This is a genomic window from Streptomyces sp. L500, from assembly GCF_054551825.1.
Map to the genome: position 1 here is coordinate 18,480 of NZ_JBTOLC010000049.1, position 22,384 is coordinate 40,863.

The 22,384-nt window shown below is 70.2% G+C and carries 21 protein-coding genes and 1 pseudogene; 11 read left to right on the forward strand and 11 right to left on the reverse strand.

Annotated elements, in window-relative coordinates:
- Positions 1-297: 297 nt before the first annotated feature.
- Positions 298-1,479 carry a cytochrome P450 family protein gene (locus tag ACX9I7_RS28350; protein ID WP_459388928.1) on the forward strand — a complete coding sequence of 394 codons (1,182 nt, stop codon included), beginning with the start codon at positions 298-300 and terminating at the stop codon, positions 1,477-1,479.
- A 167-nt stretch (positions 1,480-1,646) separates the two neighbouring features.
- Here the strand turns inward: ACX9I7_RS28350 and ACX9I7_RS28355 are convergent, their stop codons facing one another.
- From ACX9I7_RS28355 to ACX9I7_RS28365, 3 genes are all read right to left on the reverse strand, one after another.
- Positions 1,647-2,027, reverse strand: a complete 381-nt coding sequence (locus tag ACX9I7_RS28355; protein ID WP_387576683.1) for a DUF6083 domain-containing protein — start codon at positions 2,025-2,027, stop codon at positions 1,647-1,649.
- A gap of 215 nt (positions 2,028-2,242) precedes the next feature.
- A complete protein-coding gene (locus ACX9I7_RS28360; protein ID WP_459388929.1) occupies positions 2,243-3,049 on the reverse strand; it encodes an SGNH/GDSL hydrolase family protein in 807 nt (268 codons plus the stop codon).
- A gap of 52 nt (positions 3,050-3,101) precedes the next feature.
- Positions 3,102-3,695: a PadR family transcriptional regulator gene (locus tag ACX9I7_RS28365; protein WP_387576686.1), complete on the reverse strand. Its 594-nt coding sequence runs from the start codon at positions 3,693-3,695 to the stop codon at positions 3,102-3,104.
- Positions 3,696-3,842: 147 nt separating this feature from the next.
- Between ACX9I7_RS28365 and ACX9I7_RS28370 the strand changes: the two genes are divergently transcribed.
- The 3 genes from ACX9I7_RS28370 to ACX9I7_RS28380 are packed head-to-tail and all read left to right on the forward strand — an operon-like array spanning position 3,843 to position 5,737.
- Positions 3,843-4,271 (forward strand): nuclear transport factor 2 family protein, encoded by a 429-nt coding sequence (locus tag ACX9I7_RS28370; protein WP_459388930.1) that lies wholly within the window; start codon positions 3,843-3,845, stop codon positions 4,269-4,271.
- Positions 4,268-4,657 (forward strand): FAD-dependent oxidoreductase, encoded by a 390-nt coding sequence (locus ACX9I7_RS28375; RefSeq protein WP_459388931.1) that lies wholly within the window; start codon positions 4,268-4,270, stop codon positions 4,655-4,657. Before ACX9I7_RS28370 ends, ACX9I7_RS28375 begins: the two co-directional genes overlap by 4 nt.
- A 39-nt stretch (positions 4,658-4,696) precedes the next feature.
- Entirely contained in the window at positions 4,697-5,737 is a 1,041-nt protein-coding gene (locus tag ACX9I7_RS28380; protein WP_387576692.1) for a vWA domain-containing protein, read from the forward strand.
- Between the two features lie 301 nt (positions 5,738-6,038).
- Here the strand turns inward: ACX9I7_RS28380 and ACX9I7_RS28385 are convergent, their stop codons facing one another.
- The 3 genes from ACX9I7_RS28385 to ACX9I7_RS28395 form a co-directional block, all read right to left on the reverse strand.
- A complete protein-coding gene (locus ACX9I7_RS28385; RefSeq protein WP_459388932.1) occupies positions 6,039-8,831 on the reverse strand; it encodes a DUF6185 family protein in 2,793 nt (930 codons plus the stop codon).
- A 78-nt stretch (positions 8,832-8,909) separates the two neighbouring features.
- The gene (locus tag ACX9I7_RS28390; protein WP_358241289.1) at positions 8,910-9,659 is read right to left on the reverse strand and encodes a transposase family protein; all 750 of its coding nucleotides are present in this window, start codon (positions 9,657-9,659) and stop codon (positions 8,910-8,912) included.
- A gap of 92 nt (positions 9,660-9,751) precedes the next feature.
- Positions 9,752-10,153, reverse strand: a complete 402-nt coding sequence (locus ACX9I7_RS28395) for a hypothetical protein (protein WP_459388933.1) — start codon at positions 10,151-10,153, stop codon at positions 9,752-9,754.
- A gap of 419 nt (positions 10,154-10,572) precedes the next feature.
- Here ACX9I7_RS28395 and ACX9I7_RS28400 point away from each other — a divergent pair, with 419 nt between their 5' ends.
- The gene (locus ACX9I7_RS28400) at positions 10,573-11,412 is read left to right on the forward strand and encodes a class I SAM-dependent methyltransferase (protein ID WP_459388934.1); all 840 of its coding nucleotides are present in this window, start codon (positions 10,573-10,575) and stop codon (positions 11,410-11,412) included.
- An 80-nt stretch (positions 11,413-11,492) separates the two neighbouring features.
- On the opposite strand, the gene ACX9I7_RS28405 is transcribed toward ACX9I7_RS28400, so the two are convergent.
- Entirely contained in the window at positions 11,493-12,068 is a 576-nt protein-coding gene (locus ACX9I7_RS28405) for a 2'-5' RNA ligase family protein (protein ID WP_387576706.1), read from the reverse strand.
- Between the two features lie 250 nt (positions 12,069-12,318).
- Here ACX9I7_RS28405 and ACX9I7_RS28410 point away from each other — a divergent pair, with 250 nt between their 5' ends.
- Positions 12,319-13,176, forward strand: a complete 858-nt coding sequence (locus ACX9I7_RS28410) for a carboxylate-amine ligase (protein ID WP_459388935.1) — start codon at positions 12,319-12,321, stop codon at positions 13,174-13,176.
- Positions 13,177-13,232: 56 nt separating this feature from the next.
- On the forward strand, positions 13,233-14,093 hold the full coding sequence (locus ACX9I7_RS28415; protein WP_387576712.1) for a leishmanolysin-related zinc metalloendopeptidase: 861 nt from the start codon (positions 13,233-13,235) through the stop codon (positions 14,091-14,093).
- Between the two features lie 526 nt (positions 14,094-14,619).
- On the opposite strand, the gene infA is transcribed toward ACX9I7_RS28415, so the two are convergent.
- Together infA and ACX9I7_RS28425 are read right to left on the reverse strand one after the other, a co-directional pair.
- On the reverse strand, positions 14,620-14,844 hold the full coding sequence (infA, locus tag ACX9I7_RS28420; RefSeq protein WP_358633456.1) for a translation initiation factor IF-1: 225 nt from the start codon (positions 14,842-14,844) through the stop codon (positions 14,620-14,622).
- A gap of 65 nt (positions 14,845-14,909) precedes the next feature.
- Entirely contained in the window at positions 14,910-15,722 is an 813-nt protein-coding gene (locus tag ACX9I7_RS28425; protein WP_459388936.1) for a GNAT family N-acetyltransferase, read from the reverse strand.
- A 273-nt stretch (positions 15,723-15,995) separates the two neighbouring features.
- Between ACX9I7_RS28425 and ACX9I7_RS28430 the strand changes: the two genes are divergently transcribed.
- Together ACX9I7_RS28430 and ACX9I7_RS28435 are read left to right on the forward strand one after the other, a co-directional pair.
- On the forward strand, positions 15,996-17,342 hold the full coding sequence (locus ACX9I7_RS28430; RefSeq protein WP_459388937.1) for a xylan 1,4-beta-xylosidase: 1,347 nt from the start codon (positions 15,996-15,998) through the stop codon (positions 17,340-17,342).
- 157 nt (positions 17,343-17,499) lie between these two features.
- Positions 17,500-18,531 carry an alpha/beta hydrolase gene (locus ACX9I7_RS28435; RefSeq protein WP_459388941.1) on the forward strand — a complete coding sequence of 344 codons (1,032 nt, stop codon included), beginning with the start codon at positions 17,500-17,502 and terminating at the stop codon, positions 18,529-18,531.
- A gap of 22 nt (positions 18,532-18,553) precedes the next feature.
- On the opposite strand, the gene ACX9I7_RS28440 is transcribed toward ACX9I7_RS28435, so the two are convergent.
- A complete protein-coding gene (locus ACX9I7_RS28440; protein WP_459388938.1) occupies positions 18,554-19,006 on the reverse strand; it encodes an iron chaperone in 453 nt (150 codons plus the stop codon).
- 156 nt (positions 19,007-19,162) lie between these two features.
- Entirely contained in the window at positions 19,163-20,764 is a 1,602-nt protein-coding gene (locus ACX9I7_RS28445; RefSeq protein ID WP_459388939.1) for an MFS transporter, read from the reverse strand.
- A 144-nt stretch (positions 20,765-20,908) separates the two neighbouring features.
- Here ACX9I7_RS28445 and ACX9I7_RS28450 point away from each other — a divergent pair, with 144 nt between their 5' ends.
- The gene (locus tag ACX9I7_RS28450) at positions 20,909-21,931 is read left to right on the forward strand and encodes an Lrp/AsnC family transcriptional regulator (RefSeq protein ID WP_459388940.1); all 1,023 of its coding nucleotides are present in this window, start codon (positions 20,909-20,911) and stop codon (positions 21,929-21,931) included.
- 163 nt (positions 21,932-22,094) lie between these two features.
- Positions 22,095-22,384: pseudogene (locus ACX9I7_RS28455) on the forward strand (hypothetical protein); the annotation flags it as partial.

Below are 22,384 nucleotides of genomic sequence, written 5' to 3' on the forward strand. Positions count from 1 at the left end.
GTGCTCCCCGGGATCCAAGATGATGCGCACGTCCCGGCCCGGCTCGGTAAGGCTGACACGCTCCGCGGACAAGCCACTATGGAAGCGGCGATCCTCCAAGATGCCGTCAGGGCCAAGCACCACCGTCTGAGACCGCAGGGCGATTTCGCCCGGCTCACCCCGCGACCGATAGCGAGAGGGCAACCTTAGAGCCGAGAGCGAGTGGGTGCTGCTCGTCGCCCAGGCATGTGCCAACAGCGGCGTCGTGCGCCCGACCACTACCTCAGACGGCCCGGAGAAGGAAGCAGTTACCACATCATGAGCGACCCGCTGTCGTGCCCGGAGTTCTTCCAGAACCCCTATCCCTTCTACGACGAACTGCGCTCGGCAGCCCCTGTGCAGCCGGTGACCACCGGATCCGGAGGCAGGCCCAGCTACCTCGTGACCGGCTACGCCGAAGCGAAGGCGGCTTTCACCGAGCCGGGACTGTCCAAGGACACCGCCCGGTTCTTCGCCGACCGTCCCTCCGGCCGCAACCTCCACCCCGCGGTCGCCCACACCATGCTCGCCACCGACCCGCCCGAGCACACCCGCTTGCGCCGCCTGGTGACCAAAGCCTTCACCACCGGCGCCGTCACCCGCTTGCGCCCGTACATCCGGCACACAGCCGACCGCCTCCTCGACGGCCTCCCGGAAGACGGGGAAGCCGACCTTGTCGCCGGTCTCGCCGTGCCACTGCCGGTCACGGTGATCTGCCAGCTGCTCGGCGTCCCCGAGGCCGACCGAGCACAGGTGCGCGTCTGGTCGAACGACCTCTTCGCAGCCGGACAGCCCCGGCGGATCGACGAGGCTTCCCACGCCGTGGCCGGCTACATGACCGACCTCATCGAGGCCAAGCGCCGGTCGCCGGACGACAGCCTCCTGCACCACCTGATCGCCGTCCGGGACGAAGGCGAAAAGCTCAGCGAGGACGAGCTCGTGTCCCTTGCCGTCCTCCTCCTCGTCGCCGGCCACGAGACCACCACGAACTTCATCGGCAACTCCATCCTGGCGCTCCTCCAGCACCCAGAACTCCTCGACCGCGTACGAACCGAACCCCGCGAACTCGGCACACTGCTGGACGAGTTGCTGCGCTACGACTCGCCGGTCGGCATCGCAACCTTCCGCTACAGCACCCAAGCGATCACTCTCGGCGGGACCGAGATCCCCGCCGGCGTGCCCGTGCTCATCTCGCCGGGAGCGGCCAACCGGGACCCCGCTCAATACCCGGCTCCCGATCACCCTGACGCCGACCGTGACGCCAAGGGGCATCTGGCCTTCGGCCATGGAATCCACCGCTGCCTGGGCGCGCCTCTCGCCCTGGCCGAGGCGGAGATCGCCCTCGGTGGACTCCTGGCCCGGTTCCCGGGGCTCCGCCTCGCGGTAGCACCCGAAGAACTTCGATGGCGGCGAACGCGACTCATGCGGGGACTGGAATCCCTGCCGGTGCTCACGCGCTAGGGGACGCTCGTAAGCGGCCGAACGCCGCCTACCGCTCGCCGCCTGAGCCCGGCTTGTCCACCCTTCCAATGTGCGTGTGCGTGTGCATCGGCGGTGGTGGAGACGTGGCCTGCTTGGAGCTGAGCCGAGGAGAGACCGTGCCTTTTCGGACGCCCGTTTCGGGCAAGTCATTCGTAGGGCAGTCCATCGCGGGCTCGGTTACGCGCCCAGAGCACGACGCGGATGTCCGACCAGTGGCCGGAGGACTCCTGCCGGCTGCACACGAGCTGATGGGCGAGCCGGCATTCGTTGCTTGGCGGGTCGATCCCTTGACCGTTGAGGACGAGGCCATCCGGCGTGGAGAACCATCGGCGGCCGGCAGGGACGACGTCGGTCGGCCAAGGGTCGGGGTCGAGGAGGAGCCAGCGTCCGTCTGTCGTTTGGCGGAGGTCTTGCGTGTGGCCGCAGTCGGTGCAGTCGGGGGTGGCCGGCGGGCAGGCCGTGATGCCCTCCTCGAAGGCCTGGAGTTCGTCGACGTACCGGTCGGATGGATTGTCGTTTAGCCCCATTCCATGCAGATTGCCGGGCTGTGGCGCGCTTGGTGAGTGGCCCGGTCAGCCGTTTGCGTCGGTGGCGAGGTTTCGGGTGGGCTCGCGGACGGCTTGGGAGTCGATGAGCTGCTCAGTCGCGTGCAGACTTGACGGCTGGTATCGCGGCCTTGTGCGAGGGCTCCTGGCCCAAGGCGACGGCAGAGAACTGCCCCAGGAGTACGGGAGGCGCTTGGTCACGCCTCCTGGGCGGGCCCGGCACCTGGGGGCGTGAGGTGTGGGCGCTTGGCGGTGCGGTCGTCGCCCGAGGAGCGGCCGCGCAGGCGGCGGGTGGTCCAGGGGCCGAGGAAGTCGGCGGCCCAGCGCAGTTCGGCGGCGCCGGCGCGCCAGCCGGCGGGCGGCGGGGTGGTGGGGATGGGCAGGGGGTGTGTCCAGGAGTCGTCGCTGTCGGGCAGGGCGAGGGCGTGGGCGACGGCGGCGGCGATGCGCTGGTGGCCGAGGGGGCCGGCGTGCAGGCGGTCCGCGCTCCACAGGCGGGGGTCGGTGACGACGGCGTGGTGGCTGGTCTCGGCGACGGCGACGCCGTGCCGGTGTGCGGCCCGGCGGATGCGGTGGTTGAGGGCGGTGACGCGGTGGCGTATGGGCCGGGCCAGCGGGGTGATGCGGGCGACGTCGGGGAAGGTGAGGGTGGCGACGCGGGCTCCCTGGGCGGTGAATGCGGCGAACATCGCCTCCAGGTGGGCGGCGACCTCATCGGCGTCGAAGCGGGGCCGCAGCAGGTCGTTCACGCCGGCCACCACCGTGGCGAGGTCCGGTCGCAGGGCGAGCGCGGGGGCGAGTTGTTCGGCGTGGACCTGGCCGGCGAGGCGGCCACGGACGGCGAGATTGGCGTACAGCAGACCGGAGTTGTGGCGTGCCAGGTGTTCGGCGAGGCGGTCGGCCCAGCCACGCAGCCCTGTCACGTCGTCGCCGTCGCCGACGCCTTCGGTCTGGCTGTCGCCGAGGGCCACGTACCGTGAGAAGGGAAACGGCGTGCCGGGCATGGCAGGGCCTCTGTTTCGGTGAGTGGGCGGGGGAAGGGTGGTTTCCGGAGCGTCACGTCCGTGATGCGGCGCGCTCCCCGTCGCGCGTCGCTTGCGCGCGCCGTTCGAGGATGCGGAGCGCGGTCTCACCCCACTGGATGTTCTCCTTCTCGAAGGCCATGCCGCGCAGCAGTGTCAGGTACGGCCCGACGCGTTCGGCCCGCGCGCAGTGCTCGTCCTCCGTGCGCCCCTTCAGGAGACGTTCCTTGAGTCGTTCGTAGCGGGCGAGCTTGGCCGCGGCCCACTCCATGTGCTCGGTGATCGCCGCTCGTACGGCCTCGATGTCGCCCACGTCCGCGCACTGCACCTTGACCAGGAGCTCGTCGCGGATCGTCGTCGGCTTGCCCGGCGGTTCGGCGACGTAGGCGCGCACGGCCTCCATTCCGGCTTCGGTGAGTGAGAAGAGCCGCTTGTTCGGCCGGCGCTCCTGCTCGACGACCCGGGCGGAGATGAGCCCCTCGCCCTCCATGCGTTCGAGCTCCCGGTAGAGCTGCTGAGGGGCTGCCATCCAGAAGTTCGCGACGGAGGCGTCGAAGCCCTTGGCCAGGTCGTAGCCGGACGCCTCGCCTTCGAGGAGGGCGGCCATCACCGCGTTGCGCAATGCCATGAGAGCAGAGTATCGCGTCGTTGACTATTCATCGATGTGAGTATTCGGCCGTTGTTCGTCGTCTCGCCCGCAGGGGTGGACAACCGGCGCGGCGCCCCGCCATAGTCTCCGACACACCTACTCAATAAATTGACTAGAGGTGAAGCTGTGCACCCGTTCCGCAAGGCCGTCGAGAACCGCGACGAGGCCGCCATCGAAGCCCTCCTCGCCGAGAACGTCCTCTTCACCAGCCCTGTCGCCTTCAAGCCATACCCGGGCAAAGCGATCACCGCCGCGATCCTGCGCGGGGTGATGCGGGTGTTCGAGGACTTCGCCTACGTGCGGGAGATCGCGAACCCCGACGGCCGCGACCACGCCTTCGTCTTCACCGCGACCGTCGACGGCAAGCAGATCCAAGGCTGCGACTTCCTCCACTTCGACGAGGAGGGGAAGATCGACGACTTCACCGTCATGGTCCGCCCGCTGTCCGCCGCCAAGGCGCTCGCCGAGGCCATGGGCGCCCAGTTCGACCGGATCGCCCACGAGGCCGGGCAGGCCGCGGGGGCCGCCGGGTCCGGAGACGAGGCCCGGTCGTGAGCGACGTCGACGCCGTCGTCATCGGGGCCGGTAACGCCGGCCTCACCGCCGCCGCCACCCTTCAGCGCGCCGGGGTCCGCACCCTGCTGGTCGAGCGGCACAACGTGCCGGGCGGCTGTGCCACCTCGTTCCGGCGCGGCCGGTACGAGTTCGAGGTCGCCCTGCACCAATTGTCCGGGGTCGGCTTCGAAGGTCAGGACTTCACCCTGCGGGGGCTCTGCGACCGATGCTGCTTCTGCTGTGAACTGCGGTGCTCGCCAGCGTTAAGGCACACCAGGGCTTCGACGCAGCGCGCGCATGTCGGCGCCCGGCCAAGAACTCCCCTCCTGGCCAGGCTGGATCTTCGTCTGGCTTGGGAGCCGAGGCCGATTGTCAGTGGTGGGTGAGACGGTAGGACCATCGAGTCGGAACGAGGGGGAGCCGTCATGGCGGGAAACCAGAACTACATCAATCACGTTGCTCTTGTGCTGGACGCCAGTTCGTCGATGTCGCATCTGAGCCGCAAGGTCGTCGAAGTGGCCGACCAGCAGATCGCCTACCTTGCCCGCCGGTCGAGGGAGCTGGACCAGGAAACCCGCGTCACGGTGTACGTCTTCGCCGACAAGGTGGAGTGCGTCATCTACGACAAGGACGTGCTGCGGATGCCGTCGCTGAAGGAGCTGTACCGGGTCGGTGGAATGACGGCTCTGCTGGCCGCCGCGCTGAAGTCACAGCGGGAGCTGGCGCAGACGGCGCAACTGTACGGCGACCACAGCTTCCTGACGTTCGTGCTCACCGACGGGCAGGAGAACGCGAGTCACCACTGCCCGGATGCCCCTGCCAGGGATCCGCGTGAGCTGGTCGAGGCCGTGGCCAAGATGATCGAGACGCAGGAGGACAACTGGACGCTGGCCGTCCTTGTGCCGGACCAGATGGGCAGGCGCGAGGCCATGCGGTGCGGTTTCCCGAAGGACAACATCGCCATCTGGGACGCCACGAGCACGCGGGGCCTGGAGGAGGCCGGACAGGTCATCCAGGAGGCCACCGAGAAATTCATGGTGGGTCGCACCCGGGGCATCCGGGGATCGCGGGCGGTGTTCTCCACGGGCGCGGAGGCGGTCAACAAGGACACCATCGAGGCGGCCGGCCTCACCCCCGTGGATCCGTCGGCGTACCAGCTGATTCCGGTGGCGCGTGACGCGGCGATTCGGGAGTGGGTCATCGAATCCGGGCACACCTACCGTACCGGTGGCGCGTTCTACCAGCTGAGCAAGTCGGAGAAGATCCAGGCGCGGAAGCAGATCGCGGTGCTGGAGAAGACGACGGACCGGGTGTACACGGGGCCCGAGGCCCGAGCCCTGCTCGGCCTGCCCGACATGGAAGTCCGCGTCAAGCCCGACCACAACGACGACTTCACCATCTTCGTGCAGAGCACCAGTGTGAACCGCAAGCTCGTAACCAACACGCGCCTGCTGCTGATGCTCTGACGCCTCGGGGAAAGCGTGGGGGCCCTTGACCCGCCGGCGCGAGTGTCGGGGAGGTGAGTGAGGGCGCGTCAGGTTCGGTATATCAGCGTGGGCCTGCTCAATTGTGCGGCCTGCGCGGGCCGAGCGTCGCAGGCATGGGTCGAACGGGCTGAGAACGTCGGTTACACAGCGCATGTCGGTCTGCGGTATGGAAGGACTCGGAGAGCAGAGTGTCCTGCCCGGGCCACGAATTCGGCTACGGCCCTGGCCGCTGCTCGGCGAGGCTCTGACGGACGCCCAAGGGAAGATGGTCACTTCGTGGTTACTTCAGGGATCTCGACTCGGGGCCGACGAAGAACCTCAGGATGGTCAGTACCGCGACCAGCTGGACCAGTACGTAGGCGATCTGCGCGGAGAAGCTCCTCATCTGATAGATCGACAGCAGCAGCTGGATGCGGCTGGGCCACAGGCGGCGTTCCGAGCGGAAGGTGTCCAGGTCCATGGCGAGGCCGGTGAGGGTGAGTACCAGGAGCATGAGGCAGACGCCGAAGGCCACATTGCCGACGCCCTGGTTGGTGATGAGGTTGCCCAGGCTGCCCAGGCCGATCAGCAGGGCGTAGGCGATCACCAGGCCCAGGGCGCGGGCCGGGCCGCGGCGGCCGGGGAGCAGCCGCCAGAGGGCTCCGAGTACCAGGCCCGCGCCCGCCCAGGTCAGTTCCCAGGAGACGAAGGCCCACACCATCTCGGGGGCGCCGAAGAAGTACTGCTTCTGGCGCATCCACACCTGCTCCGGGGCGTACGAGGCCCAGACGAGGATGACGCTGCCGGGCGAGCCGAAGACGGCCGCCAGGAGGGCGGCCCGCCGGGCGTTGTCCCACCACCTGGCGTACGGTCCCCAGCTCAGGGCGACGTCCACGACCGTGACCTCGCCGGGGAGCCACAGCCGCGGGGAGCCTCGGGTCCCGCCCTGGGGCCGCCAGTGGTGCAGGCGGCTCATTTCCTTCTCCACCGCGTGCCTGCCACCGGGGGCGTCGGGATGATGGGCCGGGTCCATGCCGCGCAGGAGACCGATCAGTTCCCGGTAGCGGCGGGCACGCGCGATGAGGTCGTTGAGGCCGGCCTCGCTGATCGATTCGCCCAGTGCCGGGGCACGAGAGCAGCCCTCGAAGTGCTGGATGAGGACGGCTCGTCGCTGCCCGACCGCCAGCAGCCCGTACAGCGCGGCGAGGTCCAGCACCAGCCAGAGGCTGGCGAGCAGCTGGCTGCCGGCGTAGGAGCCCTGGCGCCAGGCCACCACGACGGCGAAGAAGACGGCCAGCAGGAGCCGGTCCAGTTTGGTGGGGCTCGCGTACGGCATGCGTGGCGCGAGGTCCCGGGCCCTGAGCAGGGCCACGACGGCGATGCCGGTCAGCGCCCAGGTGTGGGAGTAGAACCAGGCGGGGAGCTCGGCGGTGTAGGACACCAGTTCCTTGCTGAGGAAGGTGCGGTAGCGCGCCCGGTAGTCCGGGGCGCCCTGGTCGCTGAGCCAGCTGACCCGTTTCCAGTGACGTTCGCTCGCCCACACCGCCCAGCCCAGGAACAGCAGGGTGGTGACGGTGAGGCAGGTTCCCGTGCGGCGTAGCCGCCAAGGGGAGGCAGGGGGGCGGAGCAGTCCGCCGTCGTGGGCCAGCAGGCGGGCCCACAGCACCAGTCCGGCGAGCCACAGCCAGAGCATGGCCGCGGCCATCACCAGGAGGGCGGGGAGGTCCGTCGCGCCGGCCGGTCCCTTGAGGGCGACGAGTTGCGGGGGCAGGCCGAACAGGGACGGTGCGGCTGCCACCAGTCCTCCGACCAGGGTCAGCGCGGTGGCGGCCGCCAGTACGGTGTTCCTGGGGCGGGCGGTGACGATGAGGGTCCAGGCGGCGAGGAAGCCGACGAGGGCGGGCCAGCGGAATTCGTACCCCAGCCAGGTCGGCGCGATCTTCAGCGCCCTGGCGCTGTCGAGGACCATCTTGTACAGGAGGAGGACCAGCACGCCGAGCACGGCCTTGAGCAGGCCCCAGCGCAACAGGGCGGTGCTGCTGCCGTCCTGGAGGGCGGTGGTCTCCGAGCCGGCGGGCCAGCGGCGGGCCTGGAGGGCCGCGAAGACGATGATGCCCGCGGCGCCCAGCCACCAGGTGGTCATCCCGGCCGCGTTGGCCACCAGCCACGGTTCGCTGCTCGAACTCGTCGCCACCCAGGCGCGTTGCCATGGGGGTACCAGTTGGACCGTCACCGTGGAACCCTGGGGCCCTGGTGGCCCCAGGTCGCGCCACAGCAGGTTCGCGCTGTCCGCCTGCGCCGGCCGGGGCGTCACCTGTGAGGTGGCCAGACCGCCCAGCTCGATCCGTACGTCGTCCCAGTGCGCGCCCGCCAGCGCCGGGGGCGGCACGAGCGAGAGGGTCCACAGCTCGGGCCGCACGCCGATCGCCCATGGCCCGATCCGGGACTGCCCGCCCTTGTTGAACTGGAAGAGGGTGTCGTAGCGCACCTTGACCCAGGACGCCTCGGTGACCACCTGTGGGCTGTGCGGGCGGAACTCGTCGGGACGCATGACGTCCCTCGGGTCCCGCAGCAGGCAGCGCATCGCTTGCTGGTGGGCGGCGGAATTCTCGCTCAGCAGCAGGTCGTTGGCGTGCACCCAGGAGATGGGGGCCCGGACGGTCATCGTCGCGATGGCCGCGGCCACGGACTGGGAGCGGTTGTCGATCCGCAGCGTGGCCTCTGTACGGGCGGTGGCGAGCTGGTCGGCGTGGCACTCAGCGGTGGCGGGGCCGGGGGCGGCGGGAGCTTCCCCATGGGGGGCCGTGGGGGCCGCGGTGCGGACCTCAGCGTGGGGGGCCGCGCGGGCCTCAGGGCGGGCTTCCGCGCGGGCTTCGGAGCGGACCTCCGTATGGGCTTCCGCGCGGGGCTCGGCGCGGACCTCCATACGGGCCTCGGCGGGGGCCTCGGCGGGGGCCTCCGTACGGGCCTCGGCGGGGGCTTCCGCGCGAGCGGGAGGGGCGCCTGACCACACCAGGCAGGCCAGCAGCAGTGCCGTACACCGCCCCGCTCGGCGGGCCTCGGCGATCATCGCCGCCGACGGCCGTCCGGGCACCGGCCCGGGCGACCGGCAGGAGCGGTGGGTGACCTCACCGCTGCGCGCTCTTCTTCCCCGGGCATCCACTGAGCTTCTTCAGCGTTGCTGCTCCAGGGTGAGGACTGCCTGGATCATTGACGTGAGCCGGTTGGGGCTGACGCGGGCCTTGCGGAAGATCCGCCAGGCTTTGAGCCGGGCGAAGGCACGTTCAACAGGAGAGCGGAGCCGGGCATGTGCCCGGTTGACGGACTTCTGCTTGACAGTGAGTTCCCGGCCCCGGTGTCGCTTGACCGGCGTTGCGAAGGTCCCGCCGGCTCCCTGGTAGGCCTTGTCCGCGAGAACAGGGATCTTCAGACGCTCACAGATGGTTACGATCTTGTGGGTGCGGGCGGCCGTGATGTCCGCGGTCCGTCCGGGCAGGGCCGGGGAGAACCACAGGAGTTCACCGGCCGGGGTGGTGACGGCCTGGACGTTCACTCCGTGCTTGCGGTGCTTGCCGGAGTAGTCGTCCTGGCCGTTGCCCACGCGGTCGCATTCGGCGAGGGTTCCGTCAACGAGTACGTACTCCGGGCGGGCCCGGCGCAGTGCCCGGGTGAGCGAGGGAGCACGGGCGGACAGGTGCGTGATCACGCTGTGTACGTAGGCGTGGGCGGTGCTTTCGCTGATCCCGAAGCCGGCCGCGATCTGGGCCAGGGTGTCGTGCTTCCGTAGGTACACGAGAGTGATCAGGGCCCGCTGGGATGCCGGGAGCTTGCACTTCCGCTCACTCTCCCGGGTGACGATCAGCATCGTCACCCACTCCACGAGAGCATGGGGAAGGTCCAGTGCGGCAGGATAGGTGACCAACAAGGCTCCTTGGCGACCGAGTTGAGACGTGAGACATCTCGCTCAACCGTCCGGGAGCCTTGCCCGTTACGCGCCCCTCGCCCGTCACCCGATCAGTGGCCAACTCGAAGAAGCTCACTGATCGGGCTGCACTGCAGCACCACCTGGCAGACGTGGCTCTCGACGTCGACATCACCGGTGTTCCGGGATGCCTTCGCCTTGCCCGGTGCTTTCGCGAAGCGCCACTGGGAAGGCCTGGTGTGCGTGGTCGTGGCGGCCTTCTCCACCTTGACCTGCAGGGTGCGGGCGTCGAGGTCGTGGGTCTCGACCAGCACCTCGTCAGGTGCGAGGCGGAAGTGGTCGTGCAGCAGGCACAGGCCGAACCGGTCGAGATTGCCATGCTTGTCCAGCACCGCCACGAGGTCGCGCACGAAGGCGCCGTCCTGCGGGCCCAGCCCTTCGGCCTCCTCGAACGAGGGAAGCACTCGACGCGCGACTTCGGCCTGTCTACCCATGATTAGCCTCCTTGGCGGCACTGTGTTCTTGATGGCTGTAATGCGCGAGATTTAGCGTAATCACGCATATATATGCCTGCAATCCAGGGAGCGTCTGGGGCTGGTCCGGCGACCGCCGCACCGGTGTTTCACGGGCCGTGGGCCCCATGGCCATGGCTCTGATGGCCGTCATCCTGATGGCTGTGGAACCGACGACCGAGGGCGGGCAGGGCGTCCGCGCCCGGCCGCCTGGACGCCGCCCTCCGCCCCGCGCGGAACGTGTACTCCCCGGGGCCATGTCGAAGGGCATCGCTGACCTCAGGGGCCGCAAAAGGACAGGCGGACACCCGCTCGTTCGCGTCACTAGACTGCGACCCGCTCCCCTGCCACATATCTGATGCGTGAAGGGCGATACGCCCTGCCCCGAGGAGGCACCGGAATTGATACGAGAGCCCGAGCAGAACCAACGGCCGATCCCGCCCGCGGTGCAGGAGGCCTACGGAGCGGACGACCTCGGCACCAAACCCATATTCGCCGGAGGATTCATCAACTTCGGCCACTGGCAGGCCATCGACATCGGCTCCGGCCTCTCCCACGAGGACCGCGTCCGCAGCCAGCAGGACATGTACCGGCACATCCTGAACGCCCTGCCGCCCACCGAGCAGCGGCGGGCGCTGGAAGTCGGCTCCGGCACCGGGGCCGGTACCGCGCTGGCGCTCCAGGAGTACGGCTTCGCGCAGATCACCGGCATGGACATCCACCCACGACAGATCGAGCGAGCCCGGCAGTCCAACTCCCGTCTCCTGGCGGAACGGCCGGAGCACCTCGGCTTCGTCCAGGGCGCGGCCGAGAGCATGCCCTTCGATGATGAGGAGTTCGACTTCCTCTACAGCGTCGAAGCCGCCCAGCACTTCAGCGACCTGACCGCCTTCGGGCGTGAAACGGCCCGTGTGCTGCGGCCCGGCGGGCACGCCGTGATCGCCAGCTTCTTCACCACCGACGACACACCCGGCCACGCCGAACGCCTCGCCGCACTCCTCGACTGCTACGCCAACGGCCTCGACCTCGCCCACCCCGTCACCCACGTCGTCGACGCCCTCGCCCAGGCCGGACTGACACAGACCCGAGCCACATCGATCGGACCAGCCGTATGGCAGGGCTGGGACCGCTGGATCAACCACGTCTCAGGGCCCGACGCGTGGCCCCGCAACTTCCTCCGCGTCCACGAGGAAGGCATCCTCGACTACTACGTCATCACAGCCACCCGTCCTGCGGACTGAACAACCGTCACACCGCTCCCCCGCAGAACCGCCCTCCTGGGCGGCCTCCGACAGCCCCCGGCTCACGCGGCCCGTGCCTTCTACCGGTAGTAACCCTGCTGGTAATCCTGCGTCCGGCGGACCTCACCCGTACCCAGCCTGATCACAGCACGCGGCCGCATCGGCCCCTCACCTCGCCGGGAGAGCAGGACCACCTCCTCGACCACCGCGGACAATCCGCCGAGCCGGACGGCACACTCGGCGGCCAGCCGCCGCGGGTCCCGGGTGCGGCCGAGCGACAGGTGCGGGGTGAAGCGGCCACCACGACCGCGACACAGCGGGAATCGCAGCTCCAGCGCCCGGTGGAGCCGGGCCCACGCTGCCGGATCCGCCGCGGCCGGGTCGAGCCACACCGTCGCGTAGGACCGGTGCCGGAAATACCGCACACCCGCCAGACGTGCCGTGAACACCGCGCTCTCCGCCACTGCGGCGGACAGCAGCGGCACAGCCCGCGTGAACTCCTCCTCCGGCACGAACCCGAACAACAGATTCACGTGCGGCGGCCACCGCCGAACCTGCGGATCATGCTCCCAACGGATGTCCTGGATCGGCGGCCAGAGCTCCTGCGGTGGCAGCCACGCCACCGCCGTCCGGGCCGTCGGCGCCACCTCGAGCACGTCCGAGGGCTCAGCCCCACCACTGGGATCCGGGTGTCCGTCCACAGTGTCATGATCCGTGCTCCGCTCGAATCGCGCGGCGGCCTGGGTGGGCCAGCCGGGTCAACGGTTCGCAAAGGGAGACGGGTGACGGCCGATCTCTCTCCCTCCCCCGGTCGGCGGGGCGCGGGACGACCTGGAGCGTTGCCCGGGCCGCTCGCGGCTTCCGCCGCACGGCCGCCGGTGTGAGGCGACAACTCCGTGAGGGCAGGTGATCCTGGAGCCGTGCACCCTCACCCCGCGGAGGAGCCACCCACGATCGGGGTGGAAGAGGAGTTCTTCCTCGTCCATCCCGGCAGCCGCCGCCTGGTGGCGGCCGGCTCTGGCGGCCGCGGCGCGAGCCGACGGCCTGCGCCTGTGCGCGTCCGGCACACCGGTCCTCGCGGACGACAGCGGTACTGGCACGGCGGGTGCGGACATCGGCGACCACCCCCGCTACCGCGCCGGACTCCTGCAGTACCGCAGGCTGCTCGACGAATTCGTGCTGTGCGCCCTCCACGCACACGTACACCTGCCCGACCGGGAGACGGCCGACCACCGCGGCCGGGACACCGGCCACGCTGGCTGGCGCGCGGTGATCCGCGGCTGCTTCCCCTGCCTGGGCCCGCCACCGTACGCCGCGTCGCTGGACGCATACGAACACCTCGCCAGCGCGATGGCCGCCACCGAGGCTATGCCGGAGCCCGGCATGCCGTTCTGGGACGTACGGCCCAACCCGCACCTGCCCACCCTGGAGGTGCGAACCATGGACGTACTGCCCGACACCGACGACACCGTGGCCATGACCCTGATCATCCGCACCCTCGTCACCACCTCGGCGTCCAGCGTGGCAGAGGTACCGCGTGGACGCGGATTGCCGGCCGTCCGAACAGGCGTAGCCTGGAAAGTAGTGGAGTACAGGTGTCCGCTGCTCGGGCAGCGGACCATCGAGGCGCACACCATCTCGACAGTGCGCGTGGCGCCGGGGAACCTGCCGAACCCGTATGGGCTGACTGGTCCCTGGGCGGTTTCTTCGCTCCCTCATGAGTCCGGGGCGGACACTCCGCAGACGGCTTCTCGATCGGCATGATCTCCTGTGGTTCTCCGGCGCAGCCGTAGCGACTCCTCCCCGGAGGAGGGAGAACCATGGTCGAGTACGAGACCCACTACGCGAGGGCCGACGCCGGGCGCGCGCGTGAACTCGCCGCCACGACGTCCCCGTACACGATCAAAGTGCAGTTCCTGGGCGGGCTGAACTCGACGCAGAAGGCCGCGTTCACCAAGGCCGCGGACCGCTGGGCGAAGGTCATCGTCGGAGACCTGCCGGATGTGAGCGTCGATGGCGAGGTCATCGACGACCTCCTGATTCTGGCGCAGGGCACATCGATCGACGGGCCCGGGAACATCCTGGGGGAAGCGGGACCGACGGTGCTGAGGCCGGCCAACGGTCCCGGTGCGTTCCTGCCCGCGAAGGGCACGATGTCATTCGACACGGACGACTTGGAGGAGATGGCGGCCAACGGCACGTTGGTGGATGTGATCACCCATGAGATGGGGCACGTCTGCGGAATCGGTACCCGCCCTTGGACGGAGAAGAATTTGCTCCAGGGCGCGGGCAGCGACAACCCCGTCTTCCGTGGCACGAGCGCCATGGAGGAGTACGGGAAGCTGGTGGGCGCAGGTCAGCCCAGGCCCGTACCGGTCGAGAACCAGGGCGGGCCGGGGACACGCGACGGACATTGGCGCGAGACGGTGTTCGCCAACGAGCTGATGACCGGATTCGTGGGCGGAGCCCCCAATCCGCTCAGCCGTCTCACGGTGGGCAGCCTGAGCGACCTCGGCTACGTCGTGGACATGCAGGCTGCCGACGAGTACGCGCTGCCCAACCACCTGGAGCTGGCCGAACGGGGTGAACTGCGTACTCACGCGGCGCCCGTCGGCGCCGGCACGGTGCAGCGCACCATCCCGGTGATACTGCCCGAGGACAGTCTGCTCACGCCGGCGTGAGGATCAGCGCTCATGAACGGTGAGCGAGAGCACCGGGCCCGGGGCGGGCGCGAAGACGCGCGCGGAGCACGTGGAGCACGCGGAGAGGAGAAGCGTGCCGTCCTGAGGCCCGATGCCACCGTCCTCAGATCCGAGGCGGTCATTCCACGGGACAACGTCGTGCGGCCGGCGCCCAACCGGTTCAGTCATGTCCTGGAGGAGATGCACCCGTACTGGTTCGAGCGGTCCGAGCAGGCCCCGCAGCCCGATGGGATGCTGCCTGCCGGAACCCCGGTGCTCCTGCTTCGGGAGGAAGGCGACCACTGCCGCGTGGTCACCGGAACCGGTCTTTACGTCACTGTCGAACGGACGAACCTCCGAAAGCTGCCGGACGACGGGTGACAGCAGGTGTGATGCCGCATCGCCGAACTACGCGCCCCGTACCACGGCGGCATCGTCTGCCCGGTCCGGGGCGCGGTCGTCTTCAGGGGTCACTGCTGACCCCGGACTGGCCGGCCTTCTCGGTTGGGCCGACCGGACGCTTTCGTCAGGCCCTGTACCGGTAGACGATCCGGCCTCGAGTGAGGTCGTAGGGGCTGAGTTCCACGAGCACCCGGTCGTACGGGAGGATCTTGATGTAGTTCTTCCGGATCTTCCCGCTGATGTGGGCGAGCACCGTGTGCCCGTTCTTGAGCTCCACCTTGAAGGTGGCATTGCGCAGGCACTCCATGACGGTGCCTTCGACTTCTATGCCCTTTGCTGTTTTGGTCATGGTCTATCGACTCTCCCGTTCTGTGACGGTGTATTCGGTGGGAAATGAAGGTTGGTGACGGGACGTCAGCGGCGGACGAGCTCCAGGGTGGCTGCCGTGCGCCGGGCGCCGATGCTCTCGAACAGGGCGGTGGCCGCCGCGTTGGTCTCGCTCACCTCGGCCCATGCCGAGGCGGTTCCGGAGCGGTGCAGTGAGCCCAGTGCGTGGGCCAGCAGCGCCCGGGCGATGCCGCGGCGGTGGCTGTCGGCCCGGACGGCGATGAGTCCGATCCGTGGCCGCCGGGTCAGGGGCGCCACTCGGACCAGTCCCACGTACTGGTCGAAGTGCCGCGCCACCGCGTACTTCGACGGGTCGATCACGGTGGTCCCCGCCGGGCGGGGCAGCACCTCGGCCGGCATCGTCCGCCATCCGGCGGCGGCCTCGACCTCGTCGCGGATGACACGGTCCAGGGCGCGCAGCGGACCCTCCTCCGCCTCACCAGCGGGGACGATCGTCACGCCCGAGGGGGGCCGAAGCGAGCCGAGGCCGGTGACCTGCGGGTCCGTGGGCACGAGATAGCCCCACTCGCGACGTGCGGCGGTGAAGCCGGCCCGTTCCCAGGCGGACCTCGAGTCGTGGTCGGTTTCGTCGACGACGGTGTTCAGCGGTGTCGGCAGGTCCGTCAGCATCGTGTCGGCGATGCGGTCGAAGACCGCGCCGTGCCACGCGTCGACGCTGACGAAGAGCCGCCCGTCGGGTCGGCGTGAAGCGTCGCCGCGGCCGACCACCCGGTCGTCCTCCACGGCGTGCCATTGCGTGTCCGAAATCCGCGTGACCGAAACCCGGGTGACCGCGACCGCGTGGTCGCCCGTGCCCGAAATGGAATGCTTGATGTTCATTGGTGTTGCCTCTCGGGAGTGCCTTGTCTGAGGCGCTCCCGGCGACACCTGCGTCAATCGCCCACCGTGACGAAAAGGGGGAGCACCCATACGGATACAGCCTTCATGGGTCTCACCTCCTCGCGTTTCTTTCACGGCTGCCCAGACCGTACCAGCGGGGATCCGCCGGCCCAACCCATTTATCCGCACCCATGTATTGCCGGGCCGGGGGATCGTCGTTCTCTTGGCCCGTACCCGTGGGAAATCCGGACGATCACGAATACTCTGGTCGTCGTGGGGTCAAACGACGGGGTGTGGAAGTCGGCGCTGTCCGGCTTGGAGCGGTGGGGGCTCGGGGCGCTGTTCGGTGGGCGCGGGGGTGAGCCGGGGCGGTCGGCCGACGGGCTGGACGATCAGGCCGGGGCGCATCTGGGCTGGGGGTTCACCCATACCCAGTACAGCGCGGACCACGGTGTTCCGGACGCCACGCGGCGGGCCGGTGCCCTGCTCTCCGGGCAGCCCATGCCGCAGAATCAGCATCTCATGGGCTGGGGCGCGGAGAACCCCGAACCCTCTCCCGGGCGCTACGACTTCGAGGCGCTCGACCAGCGCGTCGCGCTGATGCGGGCCACCGGCGCGGCCCCCGTTCTCACCCTGTGCGGCGCTCCCGACTGGATGAAGGGCGGGCGGAAGGGGCGTACCGACTGGTCGCGGCTGGAGGCGGCTCCCGACCCCCGGCACTTCGCCGACTTCGCGCGGCTCGCGGGCGTGGTCGCGCGCCGGTATCCGGACGTCCGGCACTTCCTCGTGTGGAACGAGCTGAAGGGTTTCTACGACGAGGACAAGCGCCGCTGGGACTACGAGGGGTACACCGAGCTGTACAACCTCGTGCACGCCGAGCTGAAGCGGCAGAATCCGGAGTGTCTCGTCGGCGGCCCTTATGTGGTGGTCGACCATGAGCCGCCCGGTGACGAGGACGGCTCGCCGGAAGTGCGTGGCGCGTGGGGTGCGCTCGACCGGCGCTCCGTCGATGTCATCCGCTACTGGAACAAGTACAAGGTGGGAGCGGACTTCGTCGTCGTGGACGGGGCCAGCTACACCCGTGAAGGGCACCGGACGATCCCGGACGAGTTCGCCGCCACCGAGAAGTTCGCCGATGTCACCCGCTGGCTGAGGAACGTCACCGGGCTTCCGGTGTGGTGGGCCGAGTGGTACGTCGAACCGCCTGCCGAAGACGACCGGGCGGGCGGCCGGGACGGCTGGAGCGAGCGGCACCGCACCGCCGTGCAGGCCACCGCGATGACGCGACTCGCCCTGGGCGGGGCCGCCGCCGCCCTCTACTGGAACCCTCAGCGGATCGAGGGCGACTGTCCTGGTTGTCTGTGGCGGAGCACCCATGTGGACGGCGGGGGTGAGGGGTTGCCCATGGCGCGGCTGCTGGGCCGGTTCGCCCGCGAATTCCCGCCGGGGTCCGCGTTCCGCCGGGTCGCCGTCACGGCCGAGGCCGGTGCCCGGGTTCACGTCCTCGCCCATGAGAGTGTCGTGCTCGTCGTCAACACCGAGCGGCGGCAGGTCACGGCCGGCGTGGACGGGCGGGAACTGACACTGGCGCCGTACGAGGTGCGCTGGCTGGACGGTTGAGCGAGCGGAGCCGGCACCGGGCGGCTGCCCGTCCGGGAAGTGGGCGTTGAAGTGGTTGACTACGTCGCATGAATTTCGCACACGCTCTCGTGCGGCGGGAGGGGCTGTCGTGAGTGCCGTCGGTATACCGCCGGAGTCCGAGTCCGTCCCTCTCCCGGTGGCTTCGGGCGCGCCTCCTCTCGACCCCGAACTGAGCGCTGCCCTCGCGGCTTTGGGGCATGCGGTGAGGGAGCCCGTCACCCCGGAGAACCTTGCGGCCCGGCAGGAGCGGGACGCCGCGGCCCGGCCCAGGCCCACGGTCCGGGATCTCCGGGACGACGGCCGCTTCGAGGTCGAGGAACTGCGTGTGCCGGGAGCGTCGGGTGGGCCGGACGTCACGCTCGTGAGCACACGGCCCGCCGGCATCGACAGGGCGCGGCCGCTGCCGCTGCTCTACTACATGCACGGCGGCGGAATGATCAGCGGTAACGCGTGGTCCGTGCTTCCCCGGCTGCTTCGCGAATGGGCTCACGCCCTGGAGTTGGCTGTCGTCTCCGTCGAGTACCGGCTGGCACCGCAGGCGCGTTATCCCGGACCGGTGGAGGATTGCTACGCCGGATTCGTCTGGGTGGCCGCGCACGCGGCCGAGCTGGGCGTCGACGCGGACCGTATCGTCATCGGAGGGAAGAGTGCCGGTGGCGGGCTCGCCGCGGCGCTCGCCCTGCTCGTCCGTGACCGGGGCGGGCCCGCGCCGATCGGGCAACTGCTTCTGTGCCCGATGCTCGACGACCGCAACGACACCTTCTCCAGCCACCAGATGGCAGGCGTCGACGTCTGGGACCGGACCTCCAACGCGACCGCGTGGCAGGCGCTGCTGGGTGACCGGTACGGTGCCGCCGATCTGCCGCCCTACGCGGCTCCCGCTCGGGCCACGGATCTGTCCGGCCTTCCTCCGGCCTATGTCGAGGTCGGGTCGGCCGAGACCTTCCGGGACGAGGGTGTGGCCTACGCCAACACGATCTGGCAGGCCGGTGGCCAGGCCGAACTGCACGTATGGCCCGGTGCCTGCCACGGCTTCGACACCTTCGCACCGCTGGCGGCTCTCAGCCAGGACGCTCGCGAGGCCCGGTTCCGCTGGCTTCGGCGCGTTCTCACACAGTCCACGCCGCCCCCACAGTCCGGTGCGAGCAGCGGGCCGGTCGGCGGATGAGTGCCGACCCACCGGGCTCGCGTCAGCTCACCGCCTGCTTCACGAGCGCGCTGATCCGCGCCTCCACCTCGGCCGTCACCTCGGTCAGGGCGAACCCGGCCGCCCACATCGGCCCGTCGTCCAGCTTCGCCTGGTCGCTGAAACCGAGCGTCGCGTAGCGCGCCTTGAACTTCTCCGCGCTCTGGAAGAAGCAGACGACCTTGCCGTCCAGCGCGTAGGCGGGCATCCCGTACCAGAGCTTCGGCGCGAGGACCGGGGCGTCGGCCGTGATGACGGCGTGGACGCGCTCGGCCATGATGCGGTCCGACTCCGGCATCTCGGCTATCTTCGCGAGCACGTCCCGCTCCGCCTCCGCCGCCTTGTCGGCGCGCGAGCGGCGGCGCGCCGCCGCCTTCAGCTCTCGGGCGTGGTCCTTCATCGCGGCCCGCTCCTCGGCCGTGAACCCCTGGTACGCGTCGCCTTCGGTGCCGCTCATGGCAGGACTCCCCCTGTGTCGGATCCTGACGTCCGGGATCTCGTGTGACGGGACCTTATCCCGGCCCACTGACAACCGGACCTGCCGGCAACCGGACTCGCCGGCAGCCGGGCCGGGTTCGCCCTTCATGAGCGGCAGCGACGACTCCGGGTCAGATCACTGCCGACCGGTGGTCACCGGCTCCTCCGCCGAGGCCGGTTCCTCGGCCGGTCCCGCGCTTCCGGCAGGCTCCGCCGCTCCCGGCGCGCCCGGAGCGGGCTGCGTCGGCGTGGGGCGGACCAGGGCCAGGACGAGGAGGCCGCCCACGGCCGCTGCCGCCGCCGAGCAGAGGAAGACGTCCTGCATGCCGTCGGCGAACACCCGGTGGACCAGTTCCCCCGCCTCCGCGCGGCCGCCGTGCGGCGCGGCGGCGATGAGGCGCTGCGCCTGGCCGCCGGCCAGGGCGGACGCGGCGTCGTGCGCGTCCGGGACCAGGCCCGAGAGCCGCTTCTGGGCGGTGTGGGTGAACACGGCGCCCAGGACCGCGATGGCCAAGGTCATGCCGAGCTGCCGGAAGGTGTTGACCGCGCCCGCCGCCATGCCCATCCGCTGGGGCGGCACGCTGCCGGTGGCGGCGGAGACCAGGACGGGGGTGGCCAGACCGACGCCCGCGCCGCACACGGCGAGCCCGATGACGAGGGAGGACGCGGTGGCGTCGGCGGACATGGCGTCGTACAGCAGGTACATGCCCGCGGCGATCAGGAGCAGGCCGACGCCGATCGGCAGTCGTGGCGCGAGCCGCTGGATGTGACGGCCGGCGATGGCCGCGACGAGGAAGGAGACCACGGCCATGGGGGTCAGGGCCAGGCCGCCCTCGACGGGGCCGAGCCCGAGGACGGACTGCAGCCACAGCGAGACGAGCACCAGGCAGCCGAAGGCGCCGCCCTGGAGCAGCAGCGCGCCGCCCATGAGCCCGGCGAAGGACGGGCGGCGCAGCAGCGCGAGGTCGAGCATGGGCTGGCCGCCCCGGCGTCCCAGGCGGGTCTCCACGAGGACGAACGCGATGAGGGAGGCCGCCGCCACGGCGAACGAGATCATCACCGTCGGTGAGGTCCAGCCCGTCTCGGCGCTCCGGATCAGGCCGTAGGTCACGGCCGCCGCGGCGAGGGTGAAGGTGACGGCGCCGGGGACGTCGACACGGCCGGTACGGGCCTGGGGCCGCGCGGTCCGGTCGGCGCGTACGACGCGCAGGGTCAGCAGGACGGCGACGGCGGCGATGGGCAGGTTGACGAGGAAGATCGCCTGCCATCCGATGTGCTCGGTGAGCAGTCCGCCCAGGATGGGGCCCGTCGCCGCGGCGGCGCCGTTGACGGCTCCCCAGATGCCGAACGCGGTGCCGCGGTCGCGGCCGTGGTACGTGGCGCCGAGCAGGGCCGCGGACGTGGCGAACATCGCGGCGCCGCCCGCGCCCTGCACCGCCCGCGCGGCCACCAGTACACCCGCGTTCGGGGCGAGTCCGCAGGCCAGGGAGGCCAGGGCGAAGAGGGCGAGCCCGGACACGTAGAGCTTGCGGTGCCCGAAGAGGTCGGCGATCGAGCCGGCGGCGAGGAGCAGCGCGGCCAGTGACAGCGCGTAGGCGTCGACGACCCATTGGAGGGAGGAGAAGGGGGCGTCCAGGGCCTCCGCCATCTGTGGCAGCGCCACATTGACGATGGTGACGTCCACCAGAAGGATGAAGGCGCCCAGGCATACCGCCACCAGGGGCCACCACTTGCGCATCGATGGAACTCCGTTTCGAACGTTTCGATTCGGCCGCGTACTGGTGCGACGCGGTCGTGTCCGCTCAGGATGGACGCGAGCGGCCCGGGCGTCCCAGTCAGAAGCAGTTCTCGCGCGAAATCCGACACAGCGTAGGCTCAGGTGGTGAATCTCGACATCGAGCGCGGTGCCCTTCCGGCACTCGACGCACAGGACCAGATACTCGCCCACGCGCTCCAGGTCGACGGGCGGGCGTCGTTCCGCCGGATCGCCGAGGTGCTCGGGGTGTCCGACCAGACCGTCGCCCGCCGCTACACCCGGCTGCGGTCCGCCGGGGTCCTGCGCGTCCTCGGGCTGACCGATCCGCTGCGGCTCGGCGAGGTGCCCTGGTTCGTACGGATCCGCTGTGCGCCGAGCGCCGCCGCCCAGATCGGTGAGGCGCTGGTGCGGCGCAGGGACACCACCTGGGTCCATCTCGCGGGAGGCGGCACGGAGATCTTCTGCCTCGTGCGGGCGCGGGGGCCGCACGGGGATACGCTGCTGGAGAAGCTGCCGGGCACGCCCCGGGTCGTGGACGTCTCGGCGCACTGCCTTCTGCACGTCTTCTTCGGTCAGGACCGGAGCCTGATCACCAAGACGGGGCCGTTGACGAGCGAGCAGGTCACCGCTCTGAAGCCGCAGGACGGACAGAACGCGCCGGAGGCCCCGCCGCTCGCCGGCCCTGCTCCGGCCTACCCCCTGGAGGAAGCGGACTACCGGCTGTTGGACGCGCTGGCGCGGGACGGTCGCGCGAGCATCGGCGAGCTCGCCGCGGCGACCGGCTGGTCGCAGACCACGGTCCGCCGTCGGCTGGCGGAGCTGCGGTCGGCCGGGGTGCTCTACTTCGACGTCGAGTACGCCCCTCGGGTCATGGACCGGGACTTCCGCGCCTCGCTGTGGCTGAGCGTGGAGCCCTCGCACCTCGACGCGGTGGGAGAGGCGCTCGCCTCCCACCCGGAAGTGGCCTTCGCGGCCGCCACGACGGGCCCCACGAACGTCTTCGCCAGCATCACCACGCACGACGCCGGGTCCTTCTACCGCTACCTCACCGGCCCCGTCGCCGCCCTGCCCGGCATCCTGGGCACCAGCACGGCACCCATCCACCGCACCATCAAGGCAGCGGGGCCCTTTGCGCCGAGCGCGCCATGAGGCGGGGCGGGCGCTGCCTGTGCGCGTCGAGGGCGTGATCGCGCGCTCGCTCGGCGCGGTCACCCGAACGGCCGCCGTATCACGGTGGGTGGCGGGTGTGTCGCATTAGGCTGTCGGACGGCGGTTCTTCTCGGGATCAGTCGGCCCCATCCGGAGCTCTGCGATGACGAATCGATTCGCCGGAACCCGTGCGGGCCGTGCCCGGCGCGGCCTCGTCGTGGTGTCCTCGGTCGCCGTGCTCGCGGCGGCCGCCTGGCCGGCGATGCGCTTCTTCGACATCCCGCCGTTCACGGACAAGGGCGAACCTGTCAGCTACGGCCGGGTCGGCCGCGCGGTGAGCGGCAAGCCGGCGGACACCCGGACGCTGCTGCCCACCGGGCCCGAGGCAGCGTTCACGAATGCCGAGACCTTGGGCGACGGGTCGAAGATCGGCGTCGTGACCCTGGAGGGCGG

Excerpts from the sequence above, each read along its gene's own strand:
- ACX9I7_RS28350 (WP_459388928.1), top strand. The coding sequence starts at position 298 with ATGAGCGACCCGCTGTCGTGCCCGGAGTTCTTCCAGAACCCCTATCCC.
- ACX9I7_RS28355 (WP_387576683.1), bottom strand. The coding sequence starts at position 2,027 with ATGGGGCTAAACGACAATCCATCCGACCGGTACGTCGACGAACTCCAG.
- ACX9I7_RS28360 (WP_459388929.1), bottom strand. The coding sequence starts at position 3,049 with ATGCCCGGCACGCCGTTTCCCTTCTCACGGTACGTGGCCCTCGGCGAC.
- ACX9I7_RS28365 (WP_387576686.1), bottom strand. The coding sequence starts at position 3,695 with ATGGCATTGCGCAACGCGGTGATGGCCGCCCTCCTCGAAGGCGAGGCG.
- ACX9I7_RS28380 (WP_387576692.1), top strand. The coding sequence starts at position 4,697 with ATGGCGGGAAACCAGAACTACATCAATCACGTTGCTCTTGTGCTGGAC.
- ACX9I7_RS28395 (WP_459388933.1), bottom strand. The coding sequence starts at position 10,153 with ATGGGTAGACAGGCCGAAGTCGCGCGTCGAGTGCTTCCCTCGTTCGAG.
- ACX9I7_RS28415 (WP_387576712.1), top strand. The coding sequence starts at position 13,233 with ATGGTCGAGTACGAGACCCACTACGCGAGGGCCGACGCCGGGCGCGCG.
- infA (WP_358633456.1), bottom strand. The coding sequence starts at position 14,844 with ATGACCAAAACAGCAAAGGGCATAGAAGTCGAAGGCACCGTCATGGAG.
- ACX9I7_RS28425 (WP_459388936.1), bottom strand. The coding sequence starts at position 15,722 with ATGAACATCAAGCATTCCATTTCGGGCACGGGCGACCACGCGGTCGCG.
- ACX9I7_RS28440 (WP_459388938.1), bottom strand. The coding sequence starts at position 19,006 with ATGAGCGGCACCGAAGGCGACGCGTACCAGGGGTTCACGGCCGAGGAG.
- ACX9I7_RS28445 (WP_459388939.1), bottom strand. The coding sequence starts at position 20,764 with ATGCGCAAGTGGTGGCCCCTGGTGGCGGTATGCCTGGGCGCCTTCATC.